The sequence below is a fragment of the Streptomyces sp. TAA204 genome (assembly GCF_000424965.1).
Window position 1 is genome coordinate 157,501 of sequence record NZ_AUKW01000011.1, and the last position, 17,607, is coordinate 175,107.

13 protein-coding genes and 1 pseudogene are annotated in these 17,607 nt (G+C 71.6%); 5 read left to right on the forward strand and 9 right to left on the reverse strand.

The window, feature by feature from the left end; translation table 11 throughout:
• Positions 1–393: 393 nt before the first annotated feature.
• A complete protein-coding gene (locus H343_RS0118485; RefSeq protein WP_028432364.1) occupies positions 394–1,416 on the forward strand; it encodes an aspartate-semialdehyde dehydrogenase in 1,023 nt (340 codons plus the stop codon).
• 153 nt (positions 1,417–1,569) lie between these two features.
• On the opposite strand, the gene H343_RS0118490 is transcribed toward H343_RS0118485, so the two are convergent.
• The gene (locus H343_RS0118490) at positions 1,570–2,613 is read right to left on the reverse strand and encodes an alpha-lytic protease prodomain-containing protein (protein ID WP_028432365.1); all 1,044 of its coding nucleotides are present in this window, start codon (positions 2,611–2,613) and stop codon (positions 1,570–1,572) included.
• Positions 2,614–3,754: 1,141 nt separating this feature from the next.
• Between H343_RS0118490 and H343_RS0118495 the strand changes: the two genes are divergently transcribed.
• On the forward strand, positions 3,755–4,198 hold the full coding sequence (locus H343_RS0118495) for a cell division protein SepF (protein ID WP_028432366.1): 444 nt from the start codon (positions 3,755–3,757) through the stop codon (positions 4,196–4,198).
• 195 nt (positions 4,199–4,393) lie between these two features.
• Here H343_RS0118495 and helR read toward each other — a convergent pair whose 3' ends face one another.
• The gene (helR, locus tag H343_RS0118500) at positions 4,394–6,541 is read right to left on the reverse strand and encodes an RNA polymerase recycling motor ATPase HelR (RefSeq protein ID WP_028432367.1); all 2,148 of its coding nucleotides are present in this window, start codon (positions 6,539–6,541) and stop codon (positions 4,394–4,396) included.
• Positions 6,542–7,261: 720 nt separating this feature from the next.
• A complete protein-coding gene (locus H343_RS31440) occupies positions 7,262–9,064 on the reverse strand; it encodes an MFS transporter (protein ID WP_051265495.1) in 1,803 nt (600 codons plus the stop codon).
• Between the two features lie 493 nt (positions 9,065–9,557).
• Between H343_RS31440 and H343_RS0118510 the strand changes: the two genes are divergently transcribed.
• Positions 9,558–10,616 (forward strand): phosphatase PAP2 family protein, encoded by a 1,059-nt coding sequence (locus H343_RS0118510; protein WP_028432368.1) that lies wholly within the window; start codon positions 9,558–9,560, stop codon positions 10,614–10,616.
• A 161-nt stretch (positions 10,617–10,777) separates the two neighbouring features.
• Here H343_RS0118510 and H343_RS0118515 read toward each other — a convergent pair whose 3' ends face one another.
• The 5 genes and pseudogenes from H343_RS0118515 to H343_RS0118535 form a co-directional block, all read right to left on the reverse strand.
• On the reverse strand, positions 10,778–10,999 hold the full coding sequence (locus H343_RS0118515) for an I78 family peptidase inhibitor (protein WP_028432369.1): 222 nt from the start codon (positions 10,997–10,999) through the stop codon (positions 10,778–10,780).
• Between the two features lie 457 nt (positions 11,000–11,456).
• Positions 11,457–11,663 (reverse strand): annotated as a pseudogene (locus H343_RS34320) (hypothetical protein); the annotation flags it as partial.
• A 32-nt stretch (positions 11,664–11,695) separates the two neighbouring features.
• Positions 11,696–11,866 (reverse strand): hypothetical protein, encoded by a 171-nt coding sequence (locus tag H343_RS0118525; RefSeq protein ID WP_028432371.1) that lies wholly within the window; start codon positions 11,864–11,866, stop codon positions 11,696–11,698.
• A gap of 45 nt (positions 11,867–11,911) precedes the next feature.
• A complete protein-coding gene (locus H343_RS31445; protein WP_199778948.1) occupies positions 11,912–13,006 on the reverse strand; it encodes a hypothetical protein in 1,095 nt (364 codons plus the stop codon).
• The gene (locus tag H343_RS0118535) at positions 13,003–14,253 is read right to left on the reverse strand and encodes a glycosyltransferase family 4 protein (RefSeq protein WP_028432372.1); all 1,251 of its coding nucleotides are present in this window, start codon (positions 14,251–14,253) and stop codon (positions 13,003–13,005) included. Before H343_RS0118535 ends, H343_RS31445 begins: the two co-directional genes overlap by 4 nt.
• Before the next feature lie 290 nt (positions 14,254–14,543).
• Here H343_RS0118535 and H343_RS0118540 point away from each other — a divergent pair, with 290 nt between their 5' ends.
• Both H343_RS0118540 and H343_RS31450 read left to right on the forward strand, forming a co-directional pair.
• The gene (locus H343_RS0118540) at positions 14,544–15,494 is read left to right on the forward strand and encodes a hypothetical protein (RefSeq protein ID WP_106958882.1); all 951 of its coding nucleotides are present in this window, start codon (positions 14,544–14,546) and stop codon (positions 15,492–15,494) included.
• Between the two features lie 111 nt (positions 15,495–15,605).
• A complete protein-coding gene (locus H343_RS31450) occupies positions 15,606–15,980 on the forward strand; it encodes a hypothetical protein (protein ID WP_486586948.1) in 375 nt (124 codons plus the stop codon).
• Between the two features lie 74 nt (positions 15,981–16,054).
• On the opposite strand, the gene der is transcribed toward H343_RS31450, so the two are convergent.
• Positions 16,055–17,548 carry a ribosome biogenesis GTPase Der gene (der, locus tag H343_RS0118550; RefSeq protein WP_028432375.1) on the reverse strand — a complete coding sequence of 498 codons (1,494 nt, stop codon included), beginning with the start codon at positions 17,546–17,548 and terminating at the stop codon, positions 16,055–16,057.
• Positions 17,549–17,607 lie beyond the last annotated feature (59 nt).

Sequence of the window (17,607 nt, forward strand, 5' to 3'; positions counted from 1 at the left end):
CCTCCCGCCGCACTCGCACCTCTGCTTGCCCCGGTCCGACCCCCACCATAGACCAGCTCTCGAACTTTCGTTCGAACGACTTTCCGGCGCCTCTCCGCAGCTCACCACGGGTGCACACCCCCGTCCGGACAGCCCGCGAGCCCGAAATCACGGGCCCGCAGAGGGTGTTCGAGCCAGGTGCACACCGGCCCGGCGGTGCCGCCGAAGCACACCTGCGGCCGGCGCGCCGTCGTCAGCCGGTGATCCCCTCACCCCGTGTGACCGATGTCAAAGAAGTGGCCGGTCGTAGAGGCGGCAGGGCAGGGTAGGAGAGCCAGCGCCGATCCCGTACGCACACCGCAGAACGGGACGACACGGACCCACACGCACACAGGAACTCACAGAAGGAGCCCCATGAGGATCGGGATCGTCGGAGCCACCGGCCAGGTCGGCAGTGTGATGCGGGAGATTCTGGCCGAGCGGAAACTCCCCGTCGACGAGCTGCGGCTGTTCGCCTCCGCCCGTTCCGCCGGGCGCACCCTCGACTGGCAGGGCGGCGGGATCACCGTCGAGGACGCGACCACGGCCGACTACTCCGGGCTGGACGTCGTCCTCTTCTCCGCCGGCGGTTCGACCTCCAAGGCCCTCGCGGAGAAGGTCGCCGCCCAGGGCCCGGTCGTGATCGACAACTCCTCCGCCTGGCGGCTCGACCCGGACGTGCCGCTGGTCGTCTCCGAGGTGAACCCGGACGCCGCCAGGCAGCGCCCGAAGGGCATCATCGCCAACCCGAACTGCACCACCATGGCCGCCATGCCCGTGCTGCGTCCGCTGCACGAGGAGGCCGGGCTGACCGGGCTGGTCGTCGCCTCCTACCAGGCGGTCTCCGGCAGCGGCCTGGCCGGCGTCGCCGAGCTCGACGAGCAGGCGCGCAAGGCCGTCGGGAGCGACGCGACCCGGCTGACCTTCGACGGCGAGGCGGTGGACTTCCCGCAGCCGGAGAAGTACGAGCGTCCGATCGCCTTCAACGTGCTGCCGATGGCGGGCTCGATCGTCGACGACGGCCTGGAGGAGACCGACGAGGAGCAGAAGCTCCGCAACGAGAGCCGCAAGATCCTCGGCATCCCCGGCCTGAAGGTCTCGGGCACCTGCGTGCGCGTGCCGGTCTTCACCGGCCACTCGCTCCAGGTCAACGCCCGCTTCGAGCGCGAACTCACCCCCGGACGGGCCCGCGAGCTGCTCTCGGCCGCTCCGGGCGTCGAGCTCTCCGACATCCCCACCCCGCTCCAGGCGGCGGGCAAGGACGCGAGCTACGTCGGCCGCATCCGCGGCGACGAGACCGTGGAGCACGGCCTCGCGCTCTTCCTCACCAACGACAACCTGCGCAAGGGGGCGGCGCTGAACGCCGTACAGATCGCGGAGCTGGTCGCCGCCGAATGAACACCGGCACCGACGGGCGTGCCGGGCACCCCTGACGCCGCCGGATGCGCAAAAGACGGAACCCCCGGGCAATGCCCGGGGGTTCCGCCGTGTACTGCGACAGTGCTCAGTGCGAGATCAGTGCGACATCACACTGCGGTGTGCGGCGCTTCTTCAGGGAAGCTCGGCACCGGTGGCCTCGAGGGCCGTGGTGACGGGCTGGAAGAAGGTCTCGCCACCGGAGGAGCAGTCACCGCTGCCGCCCGAGGTCATACCCAGCGCCTGGTCGCCGGCGAAGAGGGAGCCGCCGCTGTCGCCGGGCTCGGCGCAGACGTCGGTCTGGATCAGGCCGTTGACGGTGCCCTCCGGGTAGGTGACGGAGGCGTCCAGGGCCTGAACGGTGCCCTCGTGAACCTGCGTGGTGCTGCCGCTGCGGGTGACCTGCTGGCCGACCTCTGCCTCGGCCGCCGCAGTGATCTCCTGCGTGCTGCCGTCGTAGAGGTTGACCTCGCTCGGGGCGTCGGTCTCGCCGGTGTAGGTGGCGATGCCGTAGTCGGCACCCGGGAACTCGCCGTCACCGCTCTCGGCGATGACCTCGCCGCCCTCGGTCTCCGACCACTGGGCGATGGCGGTGGAGCAGTGGCCCGCCGTGAGGAAGGCCGGCTGTCCGTCGAGTGTCACGTTGAACCCGAGGGAGCAGCGTCCGCCGTCACCGTGGATGGCGTCACCACCGGCGATCTTGGTGGTGAACTCGCCCGAGGAGCGCTTCAGTTCGACCTTGCTGCCCTCGGACTCGACCTGCTTCTTCAGCTTGGCGAGCTTCGCGCCCTTGACCGTCTTGTCGGCGGTGACCACGACCGTGTTGGACTTCACGTCCACGGCGCGGGAGGTGCCGACCATGCCCTCCTCGGTGAGGGTCTTCTTGACGGAGTTCAGCTGGCCCATCGTGTGCTGGACGACCTTGGCCTCGGCACCGGCGGCCTCGACCTGCTGCTTGGCGTCCTGGTCGGTGACGTTGACGACCAGCTTCTTGGCCTTGGCGTCGTAGTACGACCCGGCGTCACCCTTGACGTCAGCCGTGAGCTTCGAGGCGAGCTTCGAAGCCGACGCGCTGGAGAGGGTCTTCACGCTCGGTGTCGACTCCTCCGCCGCGTTGGCGCTCGTCCAGGTCAGCGACCCGGCGACCAGGGCCGCGACACCCGCGCCCGCGATGGCCATCCGCCGCTTCGTTATGTGCTTCTTTTCGCTCAACTCAAGAACCTCCAGTGGGGGGTTGGGGCCGCCCGGGTCTTGGGGGGACAGCCCCGGAGGAAGTACGGACACAGCCTTCGTTGCCCGAAGGAATCGCGTCCATGCCAACTCGTACTGCCGAGTATTACGAGAATGACGCTTGTCACACAAGGCCAAGTTCGCCTCGACCGAGGAAAATCTGGCCCCGTCGCAGCTCGACGCTACACACGAATTCACAGAACCGTCGATGTTTCGTCTGAACACGCCGCGTGACAGGTCACAGTCATCGCCCCAACTGGCACAAGAAGCGGACTTGTCCTGTTCTGTCCACCAATTGACCCCTCAGCCAATGGATTTCGGCCGGGGTTGTCGCGAGTGGGCCGGAAGGTAATTCCGCATATGCATCCGGCTGCTTCGACGGCTGAATTCCCGAGGCGCCCGGCGCAATTGCGGCAAGCAATCGCCGCACCCATGAAGGGCATTCACCGCATCCGCAACCGCACTTGTGGCACAGGCTCAGCCGCCCCTGCCGGACCCGCCCCGCGGGGCACGGGAGCGCGAACCGGCCACCGTCCGGCAGGACCGGCGGGAGGCGGGAGCGGCGCCGCCACCGGTCGTGCTTCCAACAGCGGGCCGCCGCGCAGGACATGACCCCGCGCTCCACAGCTCTCCGAGCCGGAGCGCAGCTTCACCGAAAAACGTCACCCGGGGGCGGACCGGCCGGGCTCGCGTCTCCGTCCGTGGGACCGGCGACCCGCCCGCGAGCGCACACGGCTTCGAACACCGCTTCACCGCCTCACCGTTGACCCCTCGCACAGTGTTTCGTACGCGTCGCGCCGCGGCATCACCCTGGCAGCAGGCCACCATGGTCGCGGGGCAGCCCGCACCCCTGCCGCACCGCCGAACCGCCCCGCGGGGACGTGGCGACCTGCACTCCGTCACCGAGCGGGCCCCCGCCAATTCCTGACCGAGCGCCACGTGTTCTGCACCAGTAACGTCACGAATCCCGTTCTGGGCAGGTATCCGCTTGGCGCAACATCCGCATCATGGACGACGATAGGGATGCGGACCCGTTGCGGAGCCGCTGGACGTCACTGCGGACGACCGCGTTAGAGGAGAGGAGGCGTCCATGGGATCGGTGCGCAAGGCGAGTGCCTGGCTGGGCCTCGTCGATGACAGCGAAATGCGTTACTACGACGACGACTACGCCGAGGGGCCGGAGCCCGGGGACGCCGCCCGCGAACCCTGGGTCACCGACCCGAGAGTCCGGGTGACGGCCGAGGCGGCACAGGACCAGGGCACCCGCATCGCGACGGTCACACCGGACGGATTCCGCGACGCGCGCGGCATCGGCGAGCTCTTCCGCGAGGGAGTCCCCGTCATCATCAACCTCACCACGATGGAGTCGGCGGACGCCAAGCGGGTCGTGGACTTCGCCGCGGGTCTCACCTTCGGGCTGCGCGGTTCCATCGAACGGGTGGCGACGCGGGTGTTCCTGCTGACCCCCGACGACTACAAGATCGTCGGAGGCCAGGACCGCCGCGCCGAAGGAGGCTTCTTCAACCAGAGCTGAGACGGGGCCGGTTCAGGGGGCGGGAACGGGCAAGTCCGTCACCGCGGTCCCCGTGGTCCCCGTGGTCCGCCGGACACCGGCCCCACGTCCGCCGCGCCTGCCCTGCCTCCGTCACGTCCACCCCACGTCCGCGCCCGGTGCTTCCGCTCCTCCTCCGGCCCGGGCCGACGTTCGTCCGGCGGCGTCAGGAACTCGTCAGGAGCTCGTCAGGACGACGAGCCGCCGGGTCGCCCGGGTCATCGCGACATAGCGGTCGACAGCGCCTTCGACGCCCTCTCCGAACGCCTCCGGGTCGACGAGGACGACCAGGTCGAACTCCAGCCCCTTCGAAAGCTCCGGCGTCAGCGACCGCACGCGGGACGTCGCCCGGAAGCCGGGTTCGCCGATGACGCAGGCGATCCCGTCGGTGTGCGCGGCGAGCCAGGTCTCGAGGAGCGAGTTCAGGTCCGCGGCGGATCCGTGCACGACGGGGTCGCCGCTGCCGCGGACGGAGACCGGCACGTTGGCGTCCGGGAGCACGGCCCGGATACCCGGCTCCGCCTCCGCCATGACCTCTTTCGGCGTGCGGTAGTTGATGCTCAGCGAGGCCACGCCGACCCGGTCCAGGCCGACCCGCTCAAGACGTTCCTGCCACGACTCGGTGAACCCGCGCCTGGCCTGGGCACGGTCCCCGACGACGGTGAAGCTCCGGGACGGGCAGCGCAGCAGCAGCATCTGCCACTCCGCGTCGGTCAGTTCCTGGGCCTCGTCCACGACGATGTGCGCGAACGGGCCCGCCAGCAGGTCGGGTTCGGCGCCCGGCAGTGCGGACTCGTCGATCAGGCTGTCCTGCAGATCCTGTCCCCGCAGCATGGTCACCGCGCCCTCGCCGTCGTCGTCGGCCTCCAGCAGACCGTCGATGACGTCGGCCCTGCGCGCCCGTTCGGCGGCGACAGCGGCGTCGTGCCGGTGCTTGCGCCGTGACGCCTCCGGGTCGCCGAGCCGCTGCCGTGCCGCGTCGAGCAGCGGCAGGTCGGAGACCGTCCAGGCCCGGGCGTCCTTGCGCTGCAGCCTCCGTACGTCCTCGGGGCCGAGACCGGGAGCGCACTTGCGCAGATAGGCGGGGACCGACCACAGATCCGAGACGAGGTCACCCGCCTCGATCACGGGCCAGGCGCGGTTGAGGGTCCTCATCAGCTCCGTGTCCCGCAGCAGCGATCTGCGCAGCAGATCGGGCGGGGCGTCGCTGCCGTCCTTGTCCAGCAGGATCGTCAGCAGCTCCTCCCTGATCTGCTCGCGCGCCTCGTTGTGCGGAGTGCCCGGTTCCACTGCGTCGAACGCCGCTGCCCAGTCCTCGGCACTCAGCCGGATGTCGGACCAGGGGGTCGAGACGGTCATCGCCTCGGTGGGCGGCTCCTCATAGATGGCGACGGCCGGATCGACCGCCTTCACCAGGTCCGCGGACGACTTCAGAAGCGCCACGCGCGGGTCGGTCTCCGCCACTGCTCCGGCTCCCTCGGCGACGAGGTCCCGCAGCGTGCAGATCTGCACGCCCTCCTCCCCGAGGCTGGGCAGGACGTCGGCGACGTAGGCCAGGTAGGGCCGGTGCGGACCGACGAACAGCACGCCGCCCCGGCGGCGGCCGAGCCGGGGGTCGGCGTAGAGGAGGTACGCGGAGCGGTGCAGGGCGACGACGGTCTTCCCCGTGCCCGGACCGCCGTCGACGACGAGAGTGCCGCCCGATCCCGCGCGGATGACGGCGTCCTGGTCGGACTGGATGGTGGCGAGCACGTCCCGCATCCGGGACGACCGGCTGCTGCCCAGGCTCGCGATGAAGGCGGACTGGTCGTCGAGCGCGGCGTGCCCTTCGAGCCCCTCAGCGGTGAACACCTCGTCCCAGTAGTCGCTGATCCGGCCACGGGTCCAGCGGTATCTGCGGCGGCTGGCCAGGCCCATCGGGTTTGCGTGGGTCGCGGCGAAGAAGGGCTCGGCCGCCGGGGAGCGCCAGTCCAGCAGCAGCCGGCGGCCCTCGCTGTCGGTGAGGCCGAGCCGTCCGACGTACACCGGTTCGGGGTCGTCCGTGCCGACGATGTGTCCGAGGCACAGGTCCAGGCCGAAGCGGCGCAGGGCGCGCAGGCGGGCGGTCAGCCGGTGGATCTCCGCGTCCCGGTCCATCGCCTCCCGGCCGAGGCCGCCGGGTGCCCTGCGCTCGGCGTCGAGGCGGTCGGTCAACTCGGCGATCGCCTGCTGGAGACTTTCCGCGACGGTTGCGAAGTGCTGCTGGTCACCGGCGATCAGCGCCGGGTCGGCCTTGGGTGAGAGGCGGTCGGGAAGGTCGAACACACTGGTGGTCTGCGGGTTCACGTCATCGCTCCGATTCGGGGTCGCTCACGGCCGTCGCGCGCGGCAGGGCGGTCCGCCGCGCGGAGTCCTCTTCCGGTGGCACCACCCGCGTTCCGACGTCTCCGCGCGGCCCGCACACCGGTCAAAACCCCACACATTCGACAAAGCCCCCGTTTCCGCAGGTTCTGGCCTCGGTGGGCGATTCTGCGGCACGACCCGGGTCTTGCCGCAAGGCCCCCAGTGCGCTATACGTTGAGAGTGGCAAGGAGTGGGAATGCTCCTTGCCCTTCGTCGTCCGCAGCGGACGAACCCCTCCCCGCGAAGCGACAGCGCTCCTCATGCGGCGGTCCCCCGCGTCCGGGAGGATCTTCTCCGGCAGGTCCCCGTACGGGATCTGCGCAGACCCCGTACGGACCCGACGCCTCTTCCCCGGTGCTTCCTGCCCGCGCGGGCAGGCGCACAGCTACGGCAGACGGCCGGCGGGGTACGGGCGCGGCCGGGCGCGGGTCATGGCGGCGCCATCGTGTGCGAGGCGCACGATGCGGGTTCTCCTCCCCGGCGCTCCCCGGCGCTCCCGGGCTGCTGCCCGGCGTCTCATGTGATCAGGGCGGCGCGGTCGCAACGGTCGCGGAGCGGGGAGCCGGAGCCGGAGCCGACCGGGACTTCTGCCGGCGAGTCACCGTCACGGGTGTGCCGTCCGTGTCGCTCTCCGGGCGGCCCCAGGCCACCCCGCCCGTCCCGCTACGCCGACGCGTCGGCCGGCGCGGCGGCCGAGGACGTCTCGCGCTTCCGATCCGCCTGCCGCGGCACCCCGCTGCGCGCGGCACCGCGTTCGCCCTGATCCCCGGCTTCCTGCCGCGCGGGCACCTTCGATGGCGAGGTGAGGCACGGCGCGGGCTCTCCCGCGGGGGACGCCTGCCCTGCGGGGACCTCGCCCGCGGCATCGCCCTGTTCACCGGCCTCGTCCCGTGCCGTGTCCATGGTGCGCGGCAGCCTGAGTGCCGCTAGTGCGCCGAGCAGCAGCAGGGAGGCGCTGACGATCAGGGTGACGTGCATGCCGTGCACGAAGGCGCCGCGCGCGGCCGAACGCAGCGCGTCGCCCGCGGGGCCCTCCAGCCGGGCGGCGATGCCGTACGCCTCGCCCAGCGAGTGTCCCGCGCCGTCCCTCGCGGCGGCCGGGACGCCGGGCACGTCACGGACCCCCGGCGCATAGGCCGCGTTCATCACACTGCCGAGCACGGCGATGCCCATGCCGGCTCCCAGCTGGTACGCGGTCTCGCCGATCGCCGCGGCGCCTCCGGACCTGGAGGGGGGCGCCTCGCTGAGCATGGACTCGTAGCAGCCGAAGAGCGTGGTCTCCAGGCCGAAGCCCAGCAGCACGAATCCTCCGACGAGCAGTGCGGGCCGGTCCTCCTGACCGACGCCGGTCAGCAGCAGCACGGCGACCGCGGTGAGTGCGAAGCCCAGTGCGACCATGGTCCGCGGGCCCAGCAGCCGCAGCAGCCGCGAACCGGCCAGCCCGGCGGCGACGGCCGCCAGGGAGAGCGGCAGCAGCCGCAACCCGGTCTGCAGCGGGGAGAGGCCGAGCACGAGCTGGAGATACTGCGCGGCGATCAGCGCCAGACCGACCAGGGCCAGCACGGTGAGCACGATGCAGCCCACCGCGGTGCCGAAGGCCCGGCGGGCGACGGTGCGGACGTCGATGAGCGGGTACGTGCGGCGCCGCTGCCTCCGCACGAAGAAGGCGAGCAGCACCCCGCCGGCGAACAGCGGCACAGCCGTGCCGGGCGAGACCGGGTCCGCGCCGCCCGCGTGCTTGATGCCGAGGATGAGCCCGAGGAGTCCGCCCGCGGCCATGACCGCGCCGAGGATGTCCCAGGGGCCTTCCCTGCTCCCCGTCGACTCCGGGAGCAGCCAGCGGCCGACGAGGAGGCCCGCGGCCATCAGCGGAATGTTGACCAGGAAGACCGAACCCCACCAGAAGTGCTCCAGCAGCGCCCCGCCGACGAGCGGCCCCACACCGGCACCGACCGCCGCGACCGCGCTCCAGATGCCGACGGCCAGCGCCCGCTCACGGCGGTCGGGGAAGACGTGACGCAGGATCGACAGCGTCGCGGGCATGATCATCGCCCCGCCGACCCCCAGAAGGGCGCGCGCCGCTATCAGCACGCCGGGGGTCTCCGCGTACGCGGCCAGGCCTGATGCGACGGCGAAGAGCGCGTAGCCGAAGAGCAGGACACGCCGGCGTCCGACCCGGTCACCGAGCGTTCCGAAGAGGATGAGCAGGGAGGCGCACGCGAGCGGATAGGCGTCGACGATCCACAGCAGTTCGACGGAGCCGGGCCGCAACTCCTCGGAGACGGCGGGCACCGCGACGTGCAGCACCGTGGCGTCCACGGCGACCAGCAGCAGGCTGGCGCACAGGACGACGAGCACGGTCCACCTGTTGACCGGGGGCGCGGAACCGCCGGCTGAGGGGTCTGCCCTGTGCTCGGGGGCCTCCGCTGCCGTATCGCTCGCTCCGGCCGGAGTCGTCCCGGACATGCACACCTCCTCTCCCGCTCGCCCCTCGGCACGGTGGGGGCGCTCCGGGAAGGCGGCAGTCGGCACGCACGGCGAGGGGGGACGGAACGCCGCACGGCCCGGAGCGGAAGGGCGAGTGGCCGTCAGGGTACGCGAGTCTGCCAGGCGATCACGTGGCGCACCTCACGGAGCGGCAGGCCACGCCGAGGCGTCCCGGTGTGCCGCCCCTGTGTGTCCTGCGCAGCCCGCCGTTCGCCAACTGGCGCACGCGGGAAGGGAACCCGGATGGAAAAGCGGGGCAGAATTCCCCGCCAACCGGCGGTGAACGGAAATTCGGCGAACGAGCGCACCGGATGTCAGTGAACGCCATCCGGAATGCGGCACGTAAACCCCGGATAAGCTGCGGGAATTCAGGCATACAAACACCCCGGTGAGACGCACTCCACATCACATCGTCATCACGAACGCCCTGACGTGCACGGCCATCTCTCACAGCCGTTGTAACGTCGATTGGGTGCGTATCGACCGACTGCTCGCCCGGCTGGAACAAGAGCCCGAGCGACCGAGCAACCGCGACACCCCGCGGATGAGCCGAACCCGGAAGCTGTTGTTCGGCGCTACTTCGGGGCTCTACGCGGTGATTGTCATCGCCGTGCTGGTTCGCACAGATCTGGTACGGCTCGACTGGCAGCTCATGCTCTTCCGGCCCTACAAGCAGTGGCCGGAAGTGCACGCGTTCCTGGACTACTTCGTCGTGCTGGGCCAACGCGGGCCCACCGCCGTGCTGGTGGCCGCCTGGCTGGGCTGGCGCTCCTGGCGGCAGCGGACGCTGCGCCCGCTGCTGGTGCTCGGCACCGCGCTGCTGGCCCTCAACGTCACTGTCGGCGCGGTGAAGATCGGGCTCGGCCGGCTCGGCCCGCACTACGCGACCTCCGTCGGATCGGCCGAACTCTTCGCCGGCGGCGATATATTCCCTTCCGGCCACACGGCCAACGCCGTGGTGACCTGGGGCATCCTGGCCTATCTCGCCACGACGCCGCGCGCCCGCCGGGTGCTGTCGGTGGTCGCGGCCTTCTTCGCCCTGGGAGTCGGCGCGACCACGGTCTACCTCGGTACGCACTGGGTGAGCGACGTGCTGCTGGGCTGGGCCGCGGGGCTGCTCATCCTCCTCGCGCTGCCCTGGGCGGAGCCCGCTCTGGCCACGGCCGAGGCGCGCATCCTCCTCTGGCGTGACCGTGTGAGCCCCGCGAAGATCCCCGGCCTGGCGCCGTCGCCCCTCTCGCCCGTCACCCGGCAGCCGCTGCTGCCGTCCGGCAGGAGCCTTCCGGCCGAGGAGATGACCGCCGGGGAGGAACCGCTCCACGGTGAGACACGGGTGGTGGGGAGCCGCGCGCCCGCGGCCCCCACCGGGAGCGGTGTCGGGGCGGCCCGGCTGCACCACGCGCCGGGGCGTCAGAACCCGCTGCGCCCGGAACGCGCGCCTGTGGGCCCGCAGGCACCCGCGGGCCCCCGGCGGCCCTACGCGGACCGCTCACAGCCGCGTACAGCGCCTCTCGGGCCGCGGGAGAAGTGAGCCGGCGGGAGGCCCGGCGAAGCGACGGACGGGGAACGCGGGCGGGTCATCTCCAGGGCCGCTCTCTCATGCGTTCCCTCATGTGTGCGGCCCCGGCGCCTTTGTCGTAGGCGCCGGGGCCGCACAGATGAGGGACGTGGTCCGGCCGAAGACCGGACGGATCAGCCGGGCCAGCAGCGCACGACCGTTCCCGTGTCCTTGTCGACGGCGAAGTTCAGGCGCCCGCTCAGATACTCCATGGTGATGATCGCGTCGGGTGCGAGCGACCGCACAGTGGTCCAGCCGCGCGCGCGGGCGCGCTCCTCGGCGGCCTGCGAGGAGAGCCCGACATAGCTCTCCGGCTCGTCCTGGGGGGTGTCCTGGGCTGCGGATTCCGGTGCCATGACAGCCACCGTACAGCCGGAAGTCCGGCTCGTATCGTCACCTCGTCACACTCTTGTCACAGCGGTCCGCGTCCACCTCCGCCCACGCCGCTTCACTCGTACGTGGCTTCTGTGGCGGCCGGGAATCCGGCACCGGAAGAGGCCGGAAACTCGACGGGGAATTCGGGACGGGACGGGCCGTCAGAAACCCCGGCACGCACCGTAATTCGTTGTTCCGCCTTCCCTGTCGAACCCCGCGTCCGGAGCACGGAATCCGGACTCCGACGGCCGGGACCGGTGAACAACGAGGCCGCGAACTCCCGTACGGCGAAGGCCGCGGAGGAATCGGCCACAGTGACTGCACGTGTATTTCACGTCACTTGGCCGGAGGGAGGGAACAGCGGGAAGTGCGGGGCCAGCTCTGCCCCAGCGCCCGGTCCGGCCGGTCGCGCAACGCCTCGACCTGCGGGAACAGCGCCCCCGGAGCACGCACTTCGAAGTCGAGGCCGAACAGCCGGTCCACGTCCCTGCGGACGGTGCACGGTGTGACACCGAGCCGGTCGGTCAGTCCGGCCCCGGACCAGTCACGTGGGGTCTGCTGGAGTGGCAGCAGACGCAGCAGCCGTGCCGATGTCCCGACATGCCGGGGAGCGTGCCACCCCTTGCGGACAGCCTCGGTCCGCAAGGGGTGGCCTCACCGTGTACTCCGTCCCCCCTCTACCAGCGGTACCAGCGCGCCCTCTTTCCGGCGGGCGAGGTGCTGCGCAGCAGGAAGCCGAGCAGCCAGATCACCAGGACCGCGACAGCGATCCACCACAGCACCTCCAGCGCGAAGCCCGCGCCGAAGAGGATCAGGGCCAGAAGCAGTACGAGCAGAATAGGAACCATGGGTAATGACACCTCCGCGGCGCCGAGTTGCCCGTTGCCGCGCTTCTACACCGCCTCCGCACAACTCACCCGCACGGAGAGGTCGTTGTCGAGCGTGTAGTACGGCCTGACGGCACGTTCACCTGCGGCGTCGGCGACGCGCTGCGGCGGGTAGCTGAAGATGTCCTTCTTGTCCGGCACGTCGTCGAGGATGCGGGCCAGACGGACCGGCTCAGCGCCCTCACCGGGGCGCAGCCACAGGTCCCACACCTGATGCGCGGGCGGCAGGTCGGCGAGGGAGAGTTCGGCGGCGAACTCCGAGGCCGGGTCACCATTTTGGAGACGGCTCCGGGCACCGTCCCCGCCTGCGTACGCACCGGCCGCGTCGAGTGCGCCTGAGGCGTCCCACGCCCCGGACACCTCGCACGCCCGGCTCACACGCACGGCGACCGGTGTGGCGGCCGCGCCCCGGGCGTGCGCCTCCAGCCGTGCCGTACTGCTGAGCCGCGCTCCGTAGAGCCTGCCGCGCAGCAGCATGCGGCAGTCCGTCACACGCAGCCGCCCGGCCTCGGCATGCGGCCAGCGCAACCACGAACGCACAGTGAGGTTGCCGTACTTGGTGGCGTAGGGGATGCGCACCCCCAGCCATGTCCGCCCCCGGCGCGGGACGCGGTCGATGAGGGAGCGCAGATCGTTGACGCCGGGCAGCAGGCGCCGCGGCTCCGCCTCCGCCGGCGCGAGATAGGCGTCCCAGCGCCCTTCCGGCAAGGTCATGATGCTGGGCAGCACGGCGCGCAGCGTGCCGTCCGTCCCGGCAGGGCCGAGCGGCAGCCGGACCTCGTCCGCCGGCCCTTCGCCCCCGCCGCGGCGGCGCAGCAGCAGCGCGGCGTTGCCGGCGCCGCCGCCCGTCACCGCCGTCCCGTCACGCCCGGCCGGGGCGTCGCCCGGCCGGACGTCGAAAGTGAGCCCCCCGGCGCTGTCGGCCGTGCAGTCGGCGCGCGGCCCGCGCGTCCCCTCACCACCCGCGGCCCCGTGCGGGGGACGGGGAAGGGCGGAGCGGGACAGCCCCGTTGCCCCGGGGCTCGCGGGGGGTGCGGCACGCGGGCCCGCGTGCGCGGCGCTCCCCGTCGCTCTCAGTGTGCCGGTGCCTCGTGTGGTCATGCCACTCCTCCCTGCAGTGCGAATTCCTTGCCCACCAGCGCGTCCTTGGCCGCGTACGCGCCGCCGAGCATCGCGGCGCGCGCCCGGTGCAGGCCGCCGCCGCGGCGGTTGACCAGACCGGTCAGCAACTCCTCGTAGCGGGCGCCCACCCGCGCCGGGTCGAACCGGGCGGACGAGACGAGCGCCGCCTGCCTCATCCGCTGCCGCAGCGCGTCGTCGTTCATCAGGCGCAGCAGCGCGCCGGAGACGGCCGGCACGTCACCCGTCGGTGCCAGCAGTCCGTCGACGCCGTCGCGGATGATCTCGCCGGGGCCGTGCGGACAGTCGGTGGCGACCACCGGCAGCCCGCAGCGCATCGCCTCGACGATGGTCATGCCGAAGGACTCCAGGCTCGAAGTGACCGCCCCTATGGCTCCCTTGGCCCACTCGGCCTCGATGGGGTGGGCGGGGCCCATGAGGAAGACATGGTTGTAGAGGCCGAGCCGGTCGATGAGCGAGCGCAGCTTGTCGCGCTCGCGTCCGCTGCCGTAGATCCGCAGGCCCCAGTCGGGCCGTTCGGCCGCGGCGCGGGCGAAGGCGCGTATCAGCACGTCGTAGCGCTTGGCGGGCGCCAGCCGCCCGGCCGCGACGACCCACTTGCCGCTCCCGTCGGCCGGGACGACGTCAGGCGCGGGCACGCTGTTGGGAAGCGCCTCCACGCGCACGCCGGGCAGCCGCAGGATGCGGCGGTAGTCGCGCGCGTCCGCCTCGGTGACGGTGGTCACGGCGTCCAGCCGCGGATAGGTGTCGCGCAGCATGAGCTTCAGACGCGCCGAGTGCGTGGCCAGAGTGAGGTGTTCCTGCCCCAGGCGGGCAGGCCCGCGACGTGTCTGGCGCGCGATGTGCGCGTTGAGGCCGGGGCGGGTCCCGATGACGACATCGGCCCGCGTGGTGGCCAGATACTCGCCGATACGGCGGTCCGTCAGCGCGCTGTACTGCGGGTGGCGGCCGTCGCTGGCCGGGAAGACGGCCGCCGGCAGGGCGTGTTCGGGGTGGTCGCCCTCGTATCCGGGGCTGTGCCGCCGCATGTCGACCAGCGAACGCAGGCTCACGCCGGGGCCCGGGTCGAAGAACGGTCTGTCCCGGTACCGGAACACCGACACGACCTCCACGTCGTGGTGTTCGGCGAGCGTGCGCGCCAGGTTGTACGTGGTCCGAATGGTTCCCCCCATGCCGTACCCGCTGTTGAGCAGAAACGCGATGTGCATTTGCTCCGACCCCCACGTTTTCGTCGCGTTCAGTCCCCTGCTGTCCGCCTGTGCTTGTCTAGACCGGGTTCGGAAGGTGATGGTTGGGCGTCATCACGGAGTTGTTCCACAAGAGTTCTGACATCGTGAGCGGAATCCTGGAACCGAACTGCTCTCCACATCGTTGGAGCACGCTCACGGTCCCGGCCACGGCCGCCCCGTCCGGATTCCGCCACCGCTCACGCGTGACCGGGACCTGGCATCTCCCGTTGTTCATACGGACAGAACCGAACGCCAGGAGCGGAGCCCCCGTGTCCCCCATGCTCGATGTCAGCGACGACGTACGCGCCGAGATCGGCGACCAAGAAGCCAACAGGCTGCTCGCCGGCGAGAACGCCCCGGGCAGCTACGACTGCACCTCGTGCCGCACTCCCGGCGACACCGGTCACATGCCCACCAGCACCGTCCTCTTCGTCGGCGACGAGACGGCGGTGCTCGCCTTCGCCCACGCCACCTGCATCCCCTCCCAGGTCGTCAGAGTGACGGAGGAGCAGGTGCAGGGAGCCGTCCGTACGATCACGGCCGAGGCGGGTCCGGGCACGGCCGCGGCGGCGACCGCCGCAGACGGGGCGGCCGCGCCCGCGCCCGCCTACCCGGCGGGACCTCCGTCCGGCGCCGGGGCCCGGGCGGCACCCGCCGCCGCACCCGCCGCCGCGCGCCCGGACGCGTACCAGGACGCGCCGGCCGCCGCGTACCCGGAGGGGGCCGGTCCGGGCGGCGCCCGTGAGCGGGCCGTTCTGGGGGTCACCTGCGGGCAGGTCCTCATCGAGGACACGCTGCACGCCGCGGTCGTCGTGGAACCCACGGCGCCCATCGCCCGTCCTGGATCGAACGGCGCCGTCGACGAGTTCCTCCCCCTCCTCGTCGAGCAGGGCTTCCAGCCGGTCACCGGGCTCACGCAGCCGCCCGCCGCGGTCCCCGGCTGGTCCGTACTGGTCGCCATGGGACAGCTGCACGCCATCCTGCAGCCTCCGGCGAACGGCACCATGCAGCCCACGGCCTGGTGGCAGGCGCACCAGGCGCTGCCGGTCACCGACGGGTGGCGCAACAGCGCCAACACCAGCAACACGGTGCTCGTCTACGCCGCCCCGGCCGGCTCCATCGGCCAGCAGCCCCGCGAGGACCTGCTGCGTGAGGCACTCGTACAGGCCGCCGCACAAGGGGTGCTGGTCGCGGCCGCCATGCCGCTCGCCGGCTCCTGAACCGGTCCGGTGCCGCTTCCGTGCACCTGCTGCTCCCGGCCGCCCACCCCTGCGAACAGGTCATTCGCCGCGCCGCCCGCATCCGCCGGGCGGCGCGGTCGTTGGCCAGACGTGCAGCCTTACGAACCTTCCCGCGCCCACCACCCGTACCGCGACCAGGGCCGTATCCACGGCATCCCCGGTATGCGGCTCAGCCACGAGACGTCCGCCTCCGGGGGCTCAGCGACGCCCATCTACGACGCGCTCTTCGCGGAGTGGGGCCGTCTCTTCCGTACGCTTCCCGGAGACCGTACGGGTGAGGAGGAGCTGAGGTTCGAGGGCTTCGGCACCGTGCACGGCACCGGCCAGTGGGGCGACAGCCGGCGAGGCGGCGAGTGGCCTCATGAGGCGCTCCCGCAGTCAGGCGCGCAGCGGCCCGCCGCGCTTCCGCCCGGTTCACGCGACGGGAACGGGAACGCGAACGCCCCCGGCTCGTACGGGCACTGACGGCAGAGCCCCGGCGGCCGCCGGGCGAGAACGTCCCGCGGCACCGGGGTGGCCCGTCCCGGCGCCGCGGGCTCCTACTTCTTCTTGCCGCGCTTCTCCCGCACCCGTACGGAGATGTGGATCGGCGTCCCCTCGAAGCCGAACTCCTCGCGCAGCCGCCGCTCGATGAAGCGGCGGTAGCCCGCCTCCAGGAAGCCGGAGGCGAAGAGCACGAACCGCGGCGGCCGGGTCCCCGCCTGGGTGCCGAAGAGGACGCGGGGCTGCTTCCCGCCGCGCACCGGGTGCGGGTTGGCGGCGACGATCTCGCCGAGGAAGGCGTTCAGCTTCCCCGTCGGCACCCGCGTCTCCCAGCCCCCCAGGGCGGACTCGATGGCCGGTACGAGCTTCTCCATGTGCCGTCCGGTGCGGGCCGAGATGTTCACGCGCGGCGCCCAGCGGACCTGGACGAGATCCCTCTCGATCTCCCGCTCCAGATAGAAGCGGCGCTCCTCGTCCATGCTGTCCCACTTGTTGTAGGCGACGACGATCGCCCGCCCGGCCTCCACCGCCATGGTGATGATGCGCAGGTCCTGGACGCTGATCGATTCGGTCACGTCGATCAGCACGACCGCGACCTCGGCCTTCTCCAGGGCAGCGGCGGTGCGCAGCGAGGCGTAGTAGTCGGCGCCCTCCTGGAGGTGGACGCGTCGCCGGATGCCGGCGGTGTCCACGAACATCCAGGTCTTGCCCGCGAGTTCGATCAGTTCGTCGACGGGATCGCGGGTGGTGCCCGCGGTCTCGTTGACGACGACGCGGTCCTCCTTGGCGACCTTGTTCAGCAGCGAGGACTTGCCGACGTTGGGACGGCCGATGAGCGCGACCCTCCTCGGGCCTCCTCCGATGCCCGCGCCGAAAGTCTGCTGAGGCGCCTCGGGCAGCGCTTCCAGCACGACGTCGAGCAGGTCGCCCGTACCGCGCCCGTGGAGCGCCGAGACGGGGTGCGGTTCACCCAGGCCCAGGCCCCACAGGTAGGCCGCGTCGGCCTCGCCCGTGGGACCGTCGACCTTGTTGGCGCAGAGCACCACCGGTTTGCCCGCCTTGCGCAGCATGCGCACCACGGCCTCGTCGGTGTCGGTGGCTCCGACCTGGGCGTCCACGACGAAGACGACGGCGTCCGCCGCCTCGACCGCGAACTCCGCCTGCGCGGCGACGGATGCCTCCATGCCGAGCACGTCCTGCTCCCAGCCGCCGGTGTCGACGACCTTGAAGCGCCGCCCGGCCCACTCCGCCTCATAGGTGACCCGGTCGCGGGTCACTCCGGGGCGGTCCTCGACGACGGCTTCCCGGCGGCCGAGGATGCGGTTGACAAGAGTCGACTTGCCGACGTTCGGACGGCCGATGACGGCGAGCACGGGGAGCGGACCGTGTGCGGCCTCCTCCAGGGCGCCCTCGACAACGTCGGCGTCGAAGCCCTCCTCCTCGGCGAGCTCCATGAACTGGGCGAACTCGGCGTCGCCGAGCTCACCGTGCTCACGGTGCTCGCCGTTCGCGGGCTGGTGCCCGCCGCCGTCCTGGTTCTGGTCGTTCATGCCGTGCCGTCCTCGTCGTGGGGTGTTCAGGTGGTCTGCTGCCGCCCGGAGGTCCTGTC